This window comes from Pseudomonas sp. PVC-3-1, from assembly GCF_057444315.1.
Window position 1 is genome coordinate 1,773,940 of sequence record NZ_CM172023.1, and the last position, 15,129, is coordinate 1,789,068.

A 15,129-nucleotide genomic window follows, 5' to 3' on the forward strand; every position below is an offset into this window, starting at 1 on the left:
CATGACGTCCGTTACCCAGACCTCTGCCGCGCCGAAAGCAGCGCGCATCGATATCCGGAAGAGCCTCGTCGACACCGTCCTCGCCGGTCTGATCGCCCTGATCGTGTTCGGCCCCATCGTCGGCATCGTGCTCGATGGCTACAGCTTCAAGGTCGAACCGGTCCGCCTGGCCTGGATGATCGGCGCGGTGATGCTCGGCCGCCTGCTGCTCAGCCTGTTCCTGCAGACGCCCGCCGGCCTGCGCATCATGGATCGCTTCGAAAGCTCCGACTCGGGCATCAGCGTCCTGCCGCCGGGCTACAAGACGCGCCTGCGCTGGATAGTCCCGCTGGTGATCCTCGCCGCGGTGATCTTCCCGTTCTTCGCCAGCAAGTACCTGCTCACCGTGATCATCCTCGGGCTGATCTACGTGCTGCTGGGCCTGGGCCTGAACATCGTGGTCGGCCTCGCCGGGTTGCTCGATCTGGGCTACGTGGCCTTCTACGCCATCGGCGCCTACGGCCTCGCGCTGGGCTACCAGTACCTTGGCCTGGGCTTCTGGACGGTGCTGCCGCTGGCGGCCATCGTCGCCGCGCTGGCGGGAGCGTTATTGGGCTTCCCCGTGCTGAGGATGCACGGGGACTACCTGGCCATCGTGACCCTGGGCTTCGGCGAGATCATCCGCCTGATCCTCAACAACTGGCTGTCCTTCACCGGTGGCCCGAACGGCATGCCGGTGCCGTCGCCGACTTTCTTCGGCCTCGAGTTCGGTCGCCGGGCGAAGGAGGGCGGCACGCCTATCCACGAGTTCCTCGGCATCGATTACAACCAGAACTTCAAGTTCCTGTTCATCTACGTGGTGCTCTTCCTGGTGGTGCTACTGGTGCTCTACATCAAGCACCGCCTGACCCGCATGCCGGTCGGTCGCGCCTGGGAGGCCCTGCGCGAGGACGAGATCGCCTGCCGCGCCATGGGCCTGAACCACGTGCTGGTGAAACTCTCGGCGTTCATGCTCGGTGCCTCCACCGCAGGTCTGGCCGGCGTGTTCTTCGCCAGCTACCAGGGCTTCGTCAACCCGTCGTCCTTCACCTTCTTCGAGTCGGCGCTGATCCTCGCCATCGTGGTGCTGGGCGGCATGGGGTCGACGGTCGGCGTGGTGATCGCTGCCTTCGTCCTCACTGTCGCGCCGGAACTGCTGCGCAGCTTCGCCGACTACCGCGTGCTGCTGTTCGGCATCCTCATGGTGCTGATGATGATCTGGCGTCCGCGCGGGCTGATCCGCATCAGCCGTAGCGGCTTTGCCGTACGCAAGGGGGTGGCGCCATGAGCGGTGACAAGATCCTCAGCGTCGAGCACCTGATGATGCATTTCGGCGGCATCAAGGCGCTCAACGACGTCAACCTCGACGTGGAGCGTGGCTCCATCACTGCGCTGATCGGCCCCAACGGCGCTGGCAAGACCACGGTGTTCAACTGCCTCACCGGCTTCTACAAGGCCACTGGCGGCAACATCCTGCTCAACACCCAGGGCGGCACCACGGATGTCATCAAGGTGCTCGGCCAGCCGTTCCAGGCTGGCGACTTCGTCAACCCGGCGCAGTTCGGCAACCGCGTTTTCTACAAGATGTTCGGCGGCACCCACCTGGTGAACCGCGCCGGCTTGGCACGCACCTTCCAGAATATCCGGCTGTTCCGCGAGATGTCGGTGGTGGAGAACCTGCTGGTGGCCCAGCACATGTTCGTCAACCGCAACCTCATCGCCGGCATACTCAATACCCCCGGCTACCGCCGCGCGGAAAGCGAAGCGCTGGACCACGCCTTCTACTGGCTGGAAGTGGTGGACCTGGTGGATTGCGCCAACCGCCTGGCAGGCGAGATGTCCTACGGGCAGCAGCGTCGCCTGGAGATCGCCCGCGCCATGTGCACGCGGCCCGAGTTGATCTGCCTCGACGAACCGGCTGCTGGCCTCAACCCCGCTGAAACCCAGGCCCTGGCGCGCATCGTTCGCTACCTGCGTGACCACCACGGCATCACCGTGCTGCTGATCGAGCACGACATGGGCATGGTGATGAACATCTCCGACCACATCATCGTGCTCGACCACGGCGTGGTCATCGCCCGTGGCGGCCCGGAGGAGATTCGCCACAACGACAAGGTCATTGCCGCCTATCTCGGCGCAGACGAAGAGGAGCTGGCATGACGGCGCCGATGTTGGAATTCCGTGAGGTCGATGTGTTCTACGGGCCGATCCAGGCGCTGAAGAAAGTCTCGCTGACCGTCAACGAAGGGGAGACCGTGGCGCTGATCGGCGCCAACGGCGCGGGCAAGTCGACGCTGCTGATGTCGATCTTCGGCCAGCCCCGTGCGGCCGGCGGCGCGATCCTCTACAAGGGCCAGGATATCCGCCACAAGTCCGCGCACTACGTGGCCTCCAACGGCATTGCGCAGTCGCCGGAAGGGCGCCGGGTGTTCCCCGACATGACGGTGGAGGAGAACCTGCTGATGGGTACCATCCCCATCGGCATGGACCACGCTCAGGAAGACATGCAGCGCATGTTCGATCTCTTCCCGCGCCTGAAGGAGCGGCGCAACCAGCGCGCCATGACCATGTCCGGCGGTGAGCAGCAGATGCTCGCCATCGCCCGCGCGCTGATGAGCCGGCCCAAGCTGCTGCTGCTCGACGAACCCTCGCTGGGCCTGGCGCCCATCGTGGTCAAGCAGATATTCCAGACCCTGCGCGAGCTGGCGCAGAGCGGAATGACGCTGTTCCTCGTGGAGCAGAACGCCAACCATGCGCTGAAGCTGTCGGACCGTGGCTACGTGATGGTCAACGGTGAAATCCGCCTGAGCGGCACGGGCGCGGAATTGCTGGGTAACCAGGAGGTTCGCAACGCGTATCTGGGTGGGCACTGACACCGTCGCCTTTCGTAGGAGCGAGCTTGCTCGCGAACATCTCCGCAGCGGGGCTTGTTCGCGAGCAAGCTCGCTCCTACAGGTTCTTCGCCGCTTTGTAGAGGGGTTTCCATGCAAGACCTCCGCTTCCTCACCAACGCCGACGTCGCCCAGCGCCTGGGTTATCCCCAACTGATCGAAGCCTTGCGCATCGGCCTGGCCGGAGCCTGCGAAGCGCCGGTGCGCGGTTGCCACGAACTCCCCGAAAACGCCTCGCTGCTGACCATGCCGGTGTGGCGGCCGGGGCAGGACATCGGCGTGAAACTGGTCACCGTATTCCCCAATAACAGCGCGAAGAACCTGCCGGCGGTGGCCGCCTTGTTCTGCCTGTTCGACGGGCAGACCGGCCACCCCCTGGCGATGCTCGAAGCTTCGGAAATGACTGCGCGGCGTACCGCCTGCACCTCCGCACTGGCCGCCGATTACCTGGTGCGGCGCGATGCGCGACGGCTGTTGGTCGTTGGCAGTGGCACCCTGGCGCCGCATATGGTCCGCGCCCATTGCTCGGTGCGCGAGTACGAGGACATTGCCCTCTGGGGGCGCCAGGAAGACAAGGTGAACGCCCTGGTGAAGCAGCTGCAGGACGAGGGCTATCCCGCCCACGCCTGTGTCGATCTGCGAGGTGGCGTGGCGGCAGCGGATTGCATCAGTTGCGTCACCACCTCCCGCGAGCCAATCGTGCTCGGCGCATGGCTGCGTTCGGGTTGCCACCTCGATCTGGTCGGCGCCTTTCTTCCGAGCATGCGCGAGACCGACAGCGAAGCCGTGCGCCGTGCGCGTATCGTCGTCGATACCTGCGAAGGTGCGCGGGAGGAAGCGGGCGATCTGCTGATTCCCCTGGGCGAAGGCGTGATCGATGAGAGCGCCATTGGCTGCCAGTTGGCCGACCTCCTGCAGGGGCGCGGTGCACGCAAGGATGACAGCGAGATCACCCTGTTCAAGTCCGTCGGTTATGCACTGGAAGACCTGATCGCGGCGCGTCTGCTGGTCCTGTGAAGTTGTCCCGAAATTCTGTGGGCGGGGCTGTGGATAACGTCTGGGAGAACCTTGCGAGCCCGCGTCGCCACAGGCGCCGCCAAAGCCGCTCGATTTCTGTTCGATTGCCCTGCAACCCCTGTATGGATGGACAGGTACGGCTTCGCGGAAAAGTTCCGGGAAGCTGACAATTGTCCCCGTCTGCCGTTGAAAGACTTGTGGATAACCTTGGGAAGAACTTCTCCAGCGCAGCGGCGGCGCGGCTTGCAGGCAAGCGCTCGAAAATCGTCCAGCGGAAAACGCCATTCCGCTTGCCCACAGAAACCGTGGAGCAGCCTGTGGACAAGGTGGGTGCAGATCTCGGCGGGCCTTTAGCCATGGGGCTCTCAAGCGGCTGTTCGGGTTTTATCCAGCACGGCTGTAACGCAACGCGGCAGGCCCGGGCTGTTATGCTCGGCCGACCGACAAGAACGCGCACCGCACGAATCTCCGGCATGCACCGGTGACGGCGGCGCCAGCAAAGAGGATTTCAGTGATGACCACTCCCACCCTGTTCATTACCGGCGCCACCTCCGGCTTCGGCGAAGCCTGTGCACGGCGCTTCGCCCGTGATGGCTGGTCGCTGGTGATCACCGGCCGCCGCGAGGAGCGCCTGAACGCGCTGGCCCAGGAACTGTCCGCCGAGACCGACGTGCTGCCGCTGGTGCTCGACGTGCGTGACCGTGCCGCGATGACCGCCGCCGTGGACAGCCTGCCGGAGAAGTTCGCCAAGCTGCGTGGCCTGATCAACAACGCCGGCCTCGCCCTGGGCACAGACCCTGCGCAGGAGTGCGAGCTGGATGACTGGGACACCATGGTGGACACCAACATCAAGGGCCTGATGTACGCCACCCGCCTGCTGCTGCCGCGCCTGATCGCCCATGGCCCGGGCGCGAGCATCCTCAACCTGGGTTCGGTCGCCGGCCACTGGCCCTATCCGGGCGGTCACGTCTATGGCGCGACCAAGGCCTTCGTCGAGCAGTTCTCGCTGAACCTGCGCTGCGACCTGCAGGGCACCGGCGTGCGCGTCACCAACCTCGAGCCGGGCATGTGCGAGAGCGAGTTCTCCCTGGTGCGCTTCGGCGGCGACCAGGCGAAGTACGACAAGACCTACGCTGGCGCCGAGCCGATCCAGTCCGCGGACATTGCCGAGACCATCCACTGGATCATGAACCAGCCGCCGCACATCAACATCAATACCCTGGAGATCATGCCGGTGAGCCAGGCCTGGGCGGGGTTCTCGGTGCATCGCAAGGGGTGATCTATGGTCGGGTAACCGTCGCACTCAGGGGGCGTGCCGGGATTTCTCCCTCACCCCAGCCCTCTCCCAGAGGGAGAGGGGGCCGTCTGAGCCGGCTGACACCGAGGCTTCATCCTGCACCAAACGGTCGTCTCACCCACTGGGAGAGGGGGAGGGGCTTTTGATCTTGTAGGAGCGAGCTTGCTCGCGAACCAATCCCGCTGCGAGGCCGTTCGCGAGCAAGCTCGCTCCTACAAAGAGCAGGTCAGCCGGCGAGCAGCCAGGCGCCGGCGCCTGCCGAGGCCAGGCCTGCGAAACGCACCAGCGGCGCCGCGGCCTGCGGCAGCACGCGAACCAGACCGTAACCCGCCGCATGCAGCGCGGCGGTCGCGCCGACGAAGCCGGCGGCGTACAGCCACGGGCTGCTCAGGTCCGGCAGTTCCAGCCCGTGCGCCACCCCGTGGGCGAGGGCGAACAGCGCCGTCGCGCCCATCGCCAGGAACAGCGGCGGACGCACCGCCAGCGCCACGCACAGGCCCAGCGCCAATACCGAGGCGGCGATGCCGGTCTCCATGAACGGAATCTCCAACCCCTCGAAGCCCAGCAGCCCGCCGATCAGCATGGTGCCGACGAAGGTGCAGGGCAGCGCCAGTCGCGCGGCGCCTTGCTGCTGGGCGGCCCAGAGGCCGACGGCAACCATCGCCAGGAGATGGTCGAGGCCGGTGATGGGGTGGGCGATGCCGGCGATCAGGCCGTGGTCGCCGTGGCCCGGATGAGCGAAGGCCACCGCCGGGGTGAGGAACAGCGCCAGGCTGTAGAGGGCTTTACGCAGGGTCATGGTCATTCCTTGGTCTGTGGGTCTGTTCAGGCTGCGGTCAGCAGGCCCTGCCGCTCGATGAAGGCGATGATCTCGGCCAGGCCCTGGCCGGTCTTCTGGTTGCTGAACACGAACGGCTTTTCGCCGCGCATGCGGGCTGCGTCCTGGTCCATCACGTCCAGCGAGGCGCCCACCAGCGGGGCGAGGTCGATCTTGTTGATCACCAGCAGGTCGGACTTGCAGATGCCCGGCCCGCCCTTGCGCGGGATCTTGTCGCCGGCGGAGACGTCGATCACGTACAGCGTCAGGTCCGACAGCTCGGGGCTGAAGGTGGCCGAGAGGTTGTCGCCACCGGACTCCACCAGGATCAGGTCGAGGCCCGGAAAGCGGCGGTTGAGCTGATCCACGGCTTCGAGGTTGATCGAGGCGTCCTCGCGGATCGCCGTGTGCGGGCAGCCGCCGGTTTCCACGCCGATGATCCGCTCCGGCTCCAATGCCTCATTGCGCACCAGGAACTGCGCGTCTTCCTGGGTGTAGATGTCGTTGGTGACCACGGCGATGTTGTAGCGCTGACGCAGGGCGCGGCACAGCGCCAGGGTCAGGGCGGTCTTGCCGGAGCCCACCGGGCCGCCGATGCCGACGCGAAGGGGTTGAGAGTTCATGGCAGTTCTCCTAGGAGCGGAACAGACGGCTGTATTGGGTTTCGTGATTCATGCAGGCCAGCGCGAGACCGAAGGGCGCGCCGCCGTGGGGATCGTTTTCCAGCGCGGCCCGGCAGGCGGCGTCAAGGTCGGGAAGCAATTGCGAGGTAAGCTTCTGCGCGGCCAACTGGCCCAGCGGCAGGGTCTTCATCAGCACCGCCAACTGGTTCTCAAGCCAGCTCCACAGCCAGGCACCGAGGGCCTGTTCCGGGGAAAGCGCCCAGGCGCGGGCGGCCAGCGCCCAGGCGGCGGCGAAGGAGGGTTCGGCCTGTTCGGCGAGCCACAGGCGAGCGGGTTCGTCCAGTTCGGGCAGGGCTTCGAGCAACTGGCCGAGGGAGAAGCCCATCTGCCGGTTCTCCAGGCCCAGTTCGCGGGTTTCGCGGCTGGCGCGATGGCGCTCGGCGGCATCGCCCAGGGCGTCCCAGTCGGCGCTCTGCGCGGCGCGCAGCAATTCGGCCAGCAGCGGGCCTTCGAAGCGCGCGAGGTTGAGATGCAGTTGATCGACGAGCCAGGTGCGGGCGCCATCGGCGTCCTTCACCTGGCCCTGGTCGATGGCGCTTTCCAGCCCTTGCGAGTAGCTGTAGCCGCCGATGGGCAACTGCGGGCTGGCGAGGCGCAGCAGCGCCCAGAGGTTCGAGATTTCAGTCACGAGCGACTATCTGCCAGGGCATGCTGTTCGGCTCCCTCTCCCTTCGGAGCGGGGCGCGCAGCCGGGGTTGGGGAGAGGGTGCTAACCCGTTGCGCCGAGTTCACCGGCGCACTCCGAACTGATGCAGCTTCGGCGCGTAGTTGAACTGCTCTTCGCCGTGGTGCGAGTGATGATGCCCACCACCATAGGCGCCGTGCTCGGGCTGGAACGGCGCTTCGATGGCTTCCACCGTGGCGCCGAGCTGGTCGAGCATGGCCTTGAGTACGTAGTCGTCGAGCAGGCGCAGCCAGCCGTCGCCGACTTGCAGGGCGACGTGTCGATTGCCCAGGTGATAGGCCGCGCGGTTCAGCTCGCGGGCATTGGCGCAGGTGACGTGCAGCAGTTTCTCGGGCGCCGCGCAGACCCGTACCACGCGACCATCGTTGGCCAGCAGGCACTCGCCGTCGGCCAGCGGCGACTGGCCGCGCTCGAGGAACAGGCCGACGTCTTCACCGGTACTGGTGAAGCAGCGCAAGCGGCTCTTGCTGCGCGCTTCGTAGTTCAGGCGCAGTTCGGCGTCACAGTGTTCGCGGGGTTCGATTCGTTGGTGGATGACCAGCATGGCAGCGTCCGGCAGTAGCAATGACGGTGCTAGAGCAAGGGGCTTGCCAGCGCAGGTGCATGTCAGCGCTGGCGCGGGCTGGCGGGGTTGTCCGGGCGATCAGGAATGGTGCGCGTGGGCAAGGATGGTGCGCACGAAAACGGTGCGCACCAATGCGGGGCGATGCGGATCTTTGTAGGAGCGAACTTGCTCGCGAACAAATTCCGCAGTGAGGCGGTTCGCGAGCAAGCTCGCTCCTACAGGTCGTGCAGGGGCGAAGGGCGGTCGGGGGTCAGGGCCGTGAACCGATCCCGGTCCAGTGCTTGGCGCCGATCATGATGAAGCGCAGCTGCTGGGTGATCTTGGCCTGGGGCGAGAGGTGCGTGGGCAGCGAGTCGGCCGGAGGGTCGATCAGCTCGGGCAGGGTGGCGAACACCGTCTTCACCACCAGGTCGGCGATCACGTCGATGTCCTGGGCGGTGAGGTGCGGCAGCTTGTTGAGCAGCGCCAGGTCGGCGGCCAGGTCGTCGGTGATGCGCTGGCGCAGAGCGCCCACGGCCTGGCGGATCGGGTGCGAGCCGCCGTACTGCTCGCGGGCGAGGAAAAGGAACTGGGTGCGGTTGGCAGTCACGGCATCGAGGAAGATGCGTACTGACGCCTCGATCACGCCGCCCAGTTCGAACTCGTTGTGGCGCACCACGCGCAGGGTTTCGCGGAAGGTCTCGTCAACATCGGCGACCAGGGCGAGGCCGAGCTGGTCCATATCGGCGAAATGCCGGTAGAAGCCCGCCGGGACGATCCCCGCGGTTTTCGCCACTTCGCGCAGGCTCAGGGTGCCGAAGCCACGGCCGCTGTCCATCAGGCTGCGCGCGGCATCCATCAGGGCCAGGCGGGTCTGTTGTTTCTGTTCGGCGCGGGGAGTGGACATACGACTGGGCTATCCAAGGCGAAGGCGCAGGCACTCTAGCAAATGCCGCCTGGCGTTGGGGAAGTTCGTGATCAGTCCAGTGAACAGGTGTTGACTGAAAAGTCCTGTGCATGCGATTTTAAGTGAACACGTGTTTACTGTCTGGTGTTCGACCATGTCCCTGTTTCCCTTCGCCGGCCTGCGTTTCGTATCGCCGCTCTTGTCGCCGTTGCGTGCATTGGTGCATGGCCAGTGGCTGCGCGAGTCGGACATCGATGCCGTGCTGCGCGCCTGCAATAGCGGCTGGTCCTTGCAGCGCGTATTCGCGCGGGTCGAGGCGCGGCAGTGGGTGGCGGACGACATGCTCGAACTACGCCTGCGCCCCAATGCGCACTGGCGTGGCGCGCGGCCCGGCCAACACCTGCAACTGTTCGTCGAGCGCGATGGAATTCGCCATAGCCGCAGCTACAGCCTGACCCGTGTCGCCGCCGACGGCTGCCTGGAATTCGCCGTGAAGTTGCAGCCGGGCGGGCGGATTTCTTCCTTCCTGCTGCAGCAACTCTGCGTCGGTGACGTGCTGGAACTGGGCCAGCCGGACGGCGACCTGAGCTGGCCAGCCGATGGCCAGGGCGTGCTGCTGCTCGCCGCCGGCAGTGGCCTGACGCCCTTGCTCGGTCTGCTCCGCGAGGCGCTGGCGCGCGGCTACAGCGGGCCGGTGACGCTGCTGCATTACGTCCGCGAGCGTGGCCAGAAGGCCTTCGTCGTTGGGCTGGAGGCGCTGGCGCGGCAATACCCGAACCTCGAACTGCGCTGGGCGCTGAGTGGTGATGCCGCACGGGAAGGCGAGCTGTCCGGGCGCCTGCAGCGTGATCACGTTGCTGATCTGGCTGGTCGTCACGTGCTGGCTTGCGGCCCCGGCGGGTTCGTCGAAACCGTGCGGCAGGTGCTGGGTGCGAGCAGCCGAAGTTTGCAGGTGGAAAGCTTCAGCCCGCCCGCCTGGGACGAGAACCAACCAGCCAAGTCAGTGACCCTGCGCTTTGCTCGCAGCGCACTGCAAGTGCAGGGCGACAGCCGCCGTAGCCTGCTGGAGCAGGCTGAAGCCAGCGGCCTGCGCCCCGTACATGGTTGCCGCCAGGGCGTCTGCACCAGCTGCACCTGCACGCTGGTCAGCGGCTGTGTGCGTGACCTGCGCAGCGGCGAGCTGTTCAGCGAACCGGGCCAGCCCATCCGCATTTGCGTCAGCGCGCCCCAGGGCGACCTGGCCGTCGATCTCTAGGAGCTCTCATGCGCGAAGACCGCGACCTCACTGCCGCCGAGCTGGCGGCCTTCGGTGCCGAGCTGGACGCCCTGCGCCAGCGCACCCTGCACGACCTGGGCGAGAAAGACGCCCGCTACATCCGCCGCATCCGCGCGGTGGTGCGCTTCTGCTGCTGGAGCGGGCGCGCGTTGCTGATGGCCGGCTGGTTCCCGCCCACCTGGCTGCTGGGCACCTTTCTGCTCGGGCTGGGCAAGATCCTGGAGAACATGGAGCTGGGCCATAACGTCATGCATGGCCAGTACGACTGGATGAACGATCCGGAGTTTTCCGGGCAGAACTACGAGTGGGACATCGTCGGGCCATCGGACTTCTGGCGGCACACGCACAACCACGTGCACCACACCTACACCAACGTGCTGGGAATGGACGACGACGTTGGTTATGGCGTGGTGCGGCTGTTCCCCGAGCAGAAGTGGAAGCCGTTCTACCGCTGGCAGCCGATCTGGGTGACCCTACAGGCGCTGCTGTTCCAGTACGCCGTGGCGGTGCAGCACCTGCGCCTGGACAAGTACGTGAAGGGGCGGATGAGCAAGGAAGAACTGCGCCCGTTGCTGCGCCAGTTCAACGCCAAGGTCGGGCGCCAGTGGGTGAAGGATTACCTGGTTTTCCCGCTGCTCGGGTTGTTCACGGGGGCCTTCGGCGCAGTGCTGCTGGGTAACGTCATCGCCAATCTGATGCGCAACCTGTGGACCTTCACGGTGATCTTCTGCGGCCACTTCACCGAGAAGGCGGCGGTGTTCCCGCCCGAGGTGCTGCAGGGCGAGACGCGCGGCCACTGGTACCTGCGCCAGTTGCGTGGGTCGAGCAATCTGGAAGGCGGCCCGCTCTTCCACATCCTCACCGGCAACCTCAGCCACCAGATCGAGCACCACCTCTATCCGGACCTGCCGGCGCGCCGCTATGCGCAGCTGTCGAAGGAAGTACAGGCGATTGCCGCGCGCTACGGCCAGACCTACAACAGTGGCCGGCTGTCGGCGCAGTTCGCCACGGTGCTCAAGCGCATCTGGGTCCATCGCCGGCCGACACAGCCGGCGGTCGCCTGAGCCGAATCAGGCACGGCGGGTCATCGGCGAGGCGATCTCCTCACGCAGGGCGCGCAACTCGGCGGCGTCCTGATTGAGATGGTGGATGGACTTGAGCAGCTTCTGTCGGAGCAGGTCATCCTGGACCTGTTCGACCGCCCGCATGACTTCCAGGGCCGTGGCCTCGTTGTTGGCGGCGACGGCATCGAGAGTCTTTCGCAGGCTGCGGGTTGCGTGGTTCACGTTGGTGTTCTCCTGAAAACTGCACGCACCCTACGACCTGAGTATTTCCAATAAATTTCAACAAGTTGCTTTCCGATCGACGGTCATGATGTCGCACCAGTGGCGCATCGGTTCAGGAAAGCATGCACAACGCCAGCAGTGGCACCAGGTTGAGCAGCAGCACGCCGATCTTGTAGATCGCCATGCCGCCGTAATGAATGCCGTCGAATCTCTCCACCGGCAGGGCGAACCAGCGGGTGTGCAAGCGATAGACGAAGTCGTGGGCGAGGGTAAAGGCGGCGAACCAGACCAGCAGGATGGCGTAGTTGATCAGGGTGCAGTAGAGCAGGAAGGGTTTCAGGTCCATGAGCGGCATGATGATTCTCCGGCCACATACTGCATTGGAGTCGCCGCCGGGCGCAGGGTTTCACCGGTTGCCGGCGGGCGCGCGTCCGATAGCCGGGGCGCTGGCCGACGGCCATAATGCGGATCGCGGCAAAGCGTGTGATCTTTGCCTCACCTGCGCTGTCCGATGTCCGGGCGGTCGCCGATGCCGCCACAATCCCATCCCTCTCTGCCTGCCGGACTCGCCATGTTCAGCCCGCTCGTCACGTTCCCTGCGCTCTATACCGCCACGCTGTTGATGCTCGCCGGCTCCGGCCTGTTCACCACCTACATGGGCCTGCGCCTCACCCAGGAAGGCGTCAGCGACCTGTGGGTCGGCGGCCTGATGGCGGCCTACTATTTCGGCCTGGTGTGTGGCGGCAAGTTCGGCCACAAGCTGATCGCCGGCTTCGGCCATATCCGTTCCTACGTGGCCTGCGCCGGCATGGCGACGGTGATCGTGCTGATCCACGCGCTGGTCTCGCAGCTGGAGGTGTGGATCGTCCTGCGCTTCGTGATGGGCGCGGTGATGATGAACCAGTACATGGTCATCGAGAGCTGGCTCAACGAGCAGGCCGAAGGGCACCAGCGCGGCAAGGTGTTCGCCGGCTACATGGTGGCGGTGGACGCCGGCCTGGTGGTCGGCCAGGGCCTGCTGGCGCTCAGCCCGGCGCTGGATTACAAGCCGCTGCTGCTGGTCGCCATCTGTTTCTCGTCCTGCCTGATCCCGCTGGCGCTCACCCGCCGCGTCCACCCGGCCAAGCTGGTGGCGGCGCCGCTGGAGATCGGCTTCTTCTGGAAGCGCGTGCCGCAGTCGCTGGGCACCATCTTCGTCGCCGGTCTGATGGTCGGCGCCTTCTACGGCCTGGCGCCGGTGTATGCGGCACGCAATGGCCTGGACACATCACAGGCGAGTTTCTTCGTCGGCATGTGCATCGTCGCCGGCTTCTGCGCACAGTGGCCGCTGGGCTGGTTGTCGGACCGGGTGAACCGCAGTTGGCTGATCCGCGCCAACGCCTTGCTGCTGTGCCTGGCGGCGGTGCCGATGTGGGGCCTGATCGAGCTGCCCTATACCCTGCTGCTGGTGAACGGTTTCGTCACCGGCATGCTGCTGTTCACGCTCTACCCGCTGGCCGTGGCGCTGGGCAACGACCATGTCGAGCAATCGCGCCGCGTGGCGCTGTCGGCGATGCTGCTGACCACCTACGGCGTCGGTGCCTGTATCGGCCCGCTGTTCGCCGGCGCGATGATGCGCCACTTCGGCCCGGGCATGTTCTACATGCTGGTGTCGGCTTATGCGCTGATCCTGATCTTCTGGGTCCAGCCCAAGCGCGTCACCGGTGTGCACCGTGTCGACGAAGCACCGCTGCACCACGTGGCGATGCCCGATACCGTCAGCCCAATGGCCGCAGCGCTGGACCCGCGTGTCGAGGAAGTGCCGGATGAGCTGGTGGTGGAAGCGCCGGCGACCATTGGCCGCTCCGATGGCGAGCCGGACAGCGCCGAGAACAAGAGCTGATCGCGCTCAGCGAATCGCGGAAATGAGAAAGCCCGGCAGATGCCGGGCTTTTCTTTCGCCTGTGCGGCGTATTTCGCTGGATCAGGAAACACGCTTCAGGTGGGCATCGAACACGGTGTCGCCACCGGACTCGGCGACCATGTTGCTGTGCAGTTTGTCGATGGTGTGCTCGGAGCCGTTCTCGGCCACGCGGACGTCATCCATTTGCTTGTGCAGGCGGTCGATGGTGCGTTCGGAACCGTTGTCGGCGACGCGGGCGTCGCCCATTTGCTTGTGCAGACGGTCGATGGTGCGTTCGGAACCGTTGTCGGCGACGCGGGCGTCGCCCATTTGCTTGTGCAGACGGTCGATGGTGCGTTCGGAACCGTTGTCGGCGACGCGGGCGTCGCCCATTTGCTTGTGCAGGCGATCGATGGTGCGGTCGGAGCCGTTCTCGGCGACGCGGGGTTCAGCGCTCTGCTGCTGCAGTTGATGAGTGCTGCGCGGGCCGTTGTTGAGGATGGCCGGGGCGGCGAAGACGGCGCTGGCGGTCATCAGGGAGGTGAGTGCAAGGCTGAGGGCGATCTTGGTTTTCATGTTGAGTGGCTCCGAAAGGGGGGCGGTATGTTTTGGCTACAGGGTTATTTTCCCTTCGGATAAATCGATTTAAAAACGATGCTGGGTAATACAGAGCATCAGTGATGTCGATTATTTAGCCGGCTAATTTCAACTATCGCCGCCAATGATGGAACGACGAAAACCGCTCTAGGGCGGCGTTTGCAGGCGTGTTTCAGGAGGTTTCAGGCAAGACGCCGTTACAAATCACGGCTGGCCTGTTATCGATGGCAGGGTTTTGCGGATCCTGAGTGATAAGAAAGCCCGGCGGGGCCGGGCTTTTCTCTCACCTTGCGGTGTACTGCGTGCAGCGTTACGCCTTCAGGTGGGCGTTGAAGACGGTATCGCCACCGGATTCGGCCACCATGTTGCTGTGCAGTTGGTCGACGGTGTGCTCGGAACCGTTTTCGGCCACGCTCATGTCGCTGTGCAGACGGTCGATGGTTTTGCTCGAACCGTTTTCAGCCACGCCCAGTTGCTTGTGCAGGCGGTCGACGGTCTGGCTGGAGCCGTTCTCGGCGACGTTCATCTGCTGGTGCAGGCGGTCAACCGATTGGCTCGAACCGTTTTCGGCAACGCTCATGTCGCTGTGCAGACGGTCGATGGTTTTGCTCGAACCGTTTTCAGCCACGCCCAGTTGCTTGTGCAGGCGGTCGACGGTCTGGCTGGAGCCGTTCTCGGCGACGTTCATCTGCTGGTGCAGGCGATCAACCGATTGGCTCGAACCGTTTTCGGCCACGCTCATGTCGCTGTGCAGACGGTCGATGGTTTTGCTCGAACCGTTTTCAGCCACGCCCAGTTGCTTGTGCAGGCGGTCGACGGTCTGGCTGGAGCCATTCTCGGCAACGTTCATTTTCTGGATCAGGCGATCAACCGACTGGCTGGAACCGTTTTCGGCGATGCGCGCCTTGGCAGCGTCCAGTTGCTTCTGCTGTTGGTCCAGGGTGCGTTCGGCGCCGTCCTGAACAATGATCTGAGTCTGGCTGGCGTTGATGACCGGGGATTCCTGCTGGGAGCCGGCGAAAGCGGCATTGGCAGCAAGTACGGAGAGGGCAAAGCCAAGTACGAGGGTGCGTTTCATGATGCGGCTCCAGAAAGAGTGGGGAGTTCGTTGGACACGGGCTCAGTATCTGTTCTGGATAATCGATTGAAAAACGATGCTGGAAGATAGTCGCTATCGATATGGATGATTGTTGATTTATTTATTTAAAATCAACAAGTTGACTTTAAAA

The 15,129-nt window shown here is 64.9% G+C and carries 16 protein-coding genes and 1 pseudogene; 8 read left to right on the top strand and 9 right to left on the bottom strand.

The genetic code is table 11. The features are described from left to right. The first annotated feature begins 1 nt into the window (after position 1). The 5 genes from livM (at position 2) to AC2T4A_RS08210 (ending at position 5,205) form a co-directional block, all read left to right on the top strand. Positions 2-1,306 (top strand): high-affinity branched-chain amino acid ABC transporter permease LivM, encoded by a 1,305-nt coding sequence (gene livM, locus AC2T4A_RS08190; protein ID WP_416752490.1) that lies wholly within the window; start codon positions 2-4, stop codon positions 1,304-1,306. Then, positions 1,303-2,178: an ABC transporter ATP-binding protein gene (locus tag AC2T4A_RS08195; protein ID WP_478378631.1), complete on the top strand. Its 876-nt coding sequence runs from the start codon at positions 1,303-1,305 to the stop codon at positions 2,176-2,178. Before livM ends, AC2T4A_RS08195 begins: the two co-directional genes overlap by 4 nt. Then, positions 2,175-2,891: an ABC transporter ATP-binding protein gene (locus AC2T4A_RS08200; RefSeq protein ID WP_045216300.1), complete on the top strand. Its 717-nt coding sequence runs from the start codon at positions 2,175-2,177 to the stop codon at positions 2,889-2,891. Before AC2T4A_RS08195 ends, AC2T4A_RS08200 begins: the two co-directional genes overlap by 4 nt. 111 nt (positions 2,892-3,002) lie before the next feature. After that, the gene (lhpI, locus tag AC2T4A_RS08205; protein WP_416752487.1) at positions 3,003-3,926 is read left to right on the top strand and encodes a bifunctional Delta(1)-pyrroline-2-carboxylate/Delta(1)-piperideine-2-carboxylate reductase; all 924 of its coding nucleotides are present in this window, start codon (positions 3,003-3,005) and stop codon (positions 3,924-3,926) included. 514 nt (positions 3,927-4,440) lie between these two features. Beyond that, positions 4,441-5,205, top strand: a complete 765-nt coding sequence (locus tag AC2T4A_RS08210; protein WP_416752485.1) for an SDR family oxidoreductase — start codon at positions 4,441-4,443, stop codon at positions 5,203-5,205. A 244-nt stretch (positions 5,206-5,449) separates the two neighbouring features. Here AC2T4A_RS08210 and AC2T4A_RS08215 read toward each other — a convergent pair whose 3' ends face one another. The 5 genes from AC2T4A_RS08215 to AC2T4A_RS08235 all read right to left on the bottom strand — a co-directional run bounded on the left by AC2T4A_RS08215 (position 5,450) and on the right by AC2T4A_RS08235 (position 8,859). Beyond that, positions 5,450-6,022 carry a HupE/UreJ family protein gene (locus AC2T4A_RS08215; protein ID WP_478378632.1) on the bottom strand — a complete coding sequence of 191 codons (573 nt, stop codon included), beginning with the start codon at positions 6,020-6,022 and terminating at the stop codon, positions 5,450-5,452. Positions 6,023-6,048: 26 nt separating this feature from the next. Beyond that, positions 6,049-6,663: an urease accessory protein UreG gene (gene ureG, locus AC2T4A_RS08220; RefSeq protein WP_486743065.1), complete on the bottom strand. Its 615-nt coding sequence runs from the start codon at positions 6,661-6,663 to the stop codon at positions 6,049-6,051. Positions 6,664-6,673: 10 nt separating this feature from the next. Then, positions 6,674-7,342: an urease accessory protein UreF gene (locus AC2T4A_RS08225; protein ID WP_486743661.1), complete on the bottom strand. Its 669-nt coding sequence runs from the start codon at positions 7,340-7,342 to the stop codon at positions 6,674-6,676. Between the two features lie 109 nt (positions 7,343-7,451). Beyond that, the gene (gene ureE / locus AC2T4A_RS08230; protein ID WP_416752479.1) at positions 7,452-7,952 is read right to left on the bottom strand and encodes an urease accessory protein UreE; all 501 of its coding nucleotides are present in this window, start codon (positions 7,950-7,952) and stop codon (positions 7,452-7,454) included. Positions 7,953-8,223: 271 nt separating this feature from the next. Continuing rightward, positions 8,224-8,859 carry a TetR family transcriptional regulator gene (locus AC2T4A_RS08235; protein WP_416752477.1) on the bottom strand — a complete coding sequence of 212 codons (636 nt, stop codon included), beginning with the start codon at positions 8,857-8,859 and terminating at the stop codon, positions 8,224-8,226. A gap of 154 nt (positions 8,860-9,013) precedes the next feature. On the opposite strand from AC2T4A_RS08235, the gene AC2T4A_RS08240 reads away from it, so the two are divergent. Beyond that, positions 9,014-10,114, top strand: a complete 1,101-nt coding sequence (locus tag AC2T4A_RS08240; protein WP_478378633.1) for a ferredoxin reductase — start codon at positions 9,014-9,016, stop codon at positions 10,112-10,114. Positions 10,115-10,122: 8 nt separating this feature from the next. Continuing rightward, entirely contained in the window at positions 10,123-11,199 is a 1,077-nt protein-coding gene (locus AC2T4A_RS08245) for a fatty acid desaturase family protein (protein WP_486743066.1), read from the top strand. A 6-nt stretch (positions 11,200-11,205) separates the two neighbouring features. Here the strand turns inward: AC2T4A_RS08245 and AC2T4A_RS08250 are convergent, their stop codons facing one another. Continuing rightward, positions 11,206-11,421, bottom strand: coding sequence for a hypothetical protein (locus AC2T4A_RS08250; protein WP_296289626.1), 216 nt, complete (start codon positions 11,419-11,421; stop codon positions 11,206-11,208). 112 nt (positions 11,422-11,533) lie between these two features. After that, positions 11,534-11,776 carry a DUF6868 family protein gene (locus tag AC2T4A_RS08255; RefSeq protein ID WP_486743067.1) on the bottom strand — a complete coding sequence of 81 codons (243 nt, stop codon included), beginning with the start codon at positions 11,774-11,776 and terminating at the stop codon, positions 11,534-11,536. Positions 11,777-11,992: 216 nt separating this feature from the next. Between AC2T4A_RS08255 and AC2T4A_RS08260 the strand changes: the two genes are divergently transcribed. Then, on the top strand, positions 11,993-13,303 hold the full coding sequence (locus AC2T4A_RS08260) for an MFS transporter (RefSeq protein ID WP_416752469.1): 1,311 nt from the start codon (positions 11,993-11,995) through the stop codon (positions 13,301-13,303). Positions 13,304-13,567: 264 nt separating this feature from the next. Here AC2T4A_RS08260 and AC2T4A_RS08265 read toward each other — a convergent pair. Beyond that, positions 13,568-13,879 (bottom strand): annotated as a pseudogene (locus AC2T4A_RS08265) (phage infection protein); the annotation flags it as partial. 331 nt (positions 13,880-14,210) lie between these two features. Continuing rightward, positions 14,211-14,978, bottom strand: coding sequence for a hypothetical protein (locus AC2T4A_RS08270; protein ID WP_486743068.1), 768 nt, complete (start codon positions 14,976-14,978; stop codon positions 14,211-14,213). Between the last annotated feature and the right edge of the window lie 151 nt (positions 14,979-15,129).

Coding starts and splice junctions, on each gene's coding strand:
- AC2T4A_RS08245 (WP_486743066.1), top strand. CDS start 10,123: ATGCGCGAAGACCGCGACCTCACTGCCGCCGAGCTGGCGGCCTTCGGT.
- lhpI (WP_416752487.1), top strand. CDS start 3,003: ATGCAAGACCTCCGCTTCCTCACCAACGCCGACGTCGCCCAGCGCCTG.
- AC2T4A_RS08200 (WP_045216300.1), top strand. CDS start 2,175: ATGACGGCGCCGATGTTGGAATTCCGTGAGGTCGATGTGTTCTACGGG.
- AC2T4A_RS08270 (WP_486743068.1), bottom strand. CDS start 14,978: ATGAAACGCACCCTCGTACTTGGCTTTGCCCTCTCCGTACTTGCTGCC.
- ureE (WP_416752479.1), bottom strand. CDS start 7,952: ATGCTGGTCATCCACCAACGAATCGAACCCCGCGAACACTGTGACGCC.
- ureG (WP_486743065.1), bottom strand. CDS start 6,663: ATGAACTCTCAACCCCTTCGCGTCGGCATCGGCGGCCCGGTGGGCTCC.
- AC2T4A_RS08240 (WP_478378633.1), top strand. CDS start 9,014: ATGTCCCTGTTTCCCTTCGCCGGCCTGCGTTTCGTATCGCCGCTCTTG.
- AC2T4A_RS08210 (WP_416752485.1), top strand. CDS start 4,441: ATGACCACTCCCACCCTGTTCATTACCGGCGCCACCTCCGGCTTCGGC.
- AC2T4A_RS08255 (WP_486743067.1), bottom strand. CDS start 11,776: ATGCCGCTCATGGACCTGAAACCCTTCCTGCTCTACTGCACCCTGATC.
- AC2T4A_RS08215 (WP_478378632.1), bottom strand. CDS start 6,022: ATGACCCTGCGTAAAGCCCTCTACAGCCTGGCGCTGTTCCTCACCCCG.
- AC2T4A_RS08235 (WP_416752477.1), bottom strand. CDS start 8,859: ATGTCCACTCCCCGCGCCGAACAGAAACAACAGACCCGCCTGGCCCTG.
- AC2T4A_RS08260 (WP_416752469.1), top strand. CDS start 11,993: ATGTTCAGCCCGCTCGTCACGTTCCCTGCGCTCTATACCGCCACGCTG.
- AC2T4A_RS08195 (WP_478378631.1), top strand. CDS start 1,303: ATGAGCGGTGACAAGATCCTCAGCGTCGAGCACCTGATGATGCATTTC.
- livM (WP_416752490.1), top strand. CDS start 2: ATGACGTCCGTTACCCAGACCTCTGCCGCGCCGAAAGCAGCGCGCATC.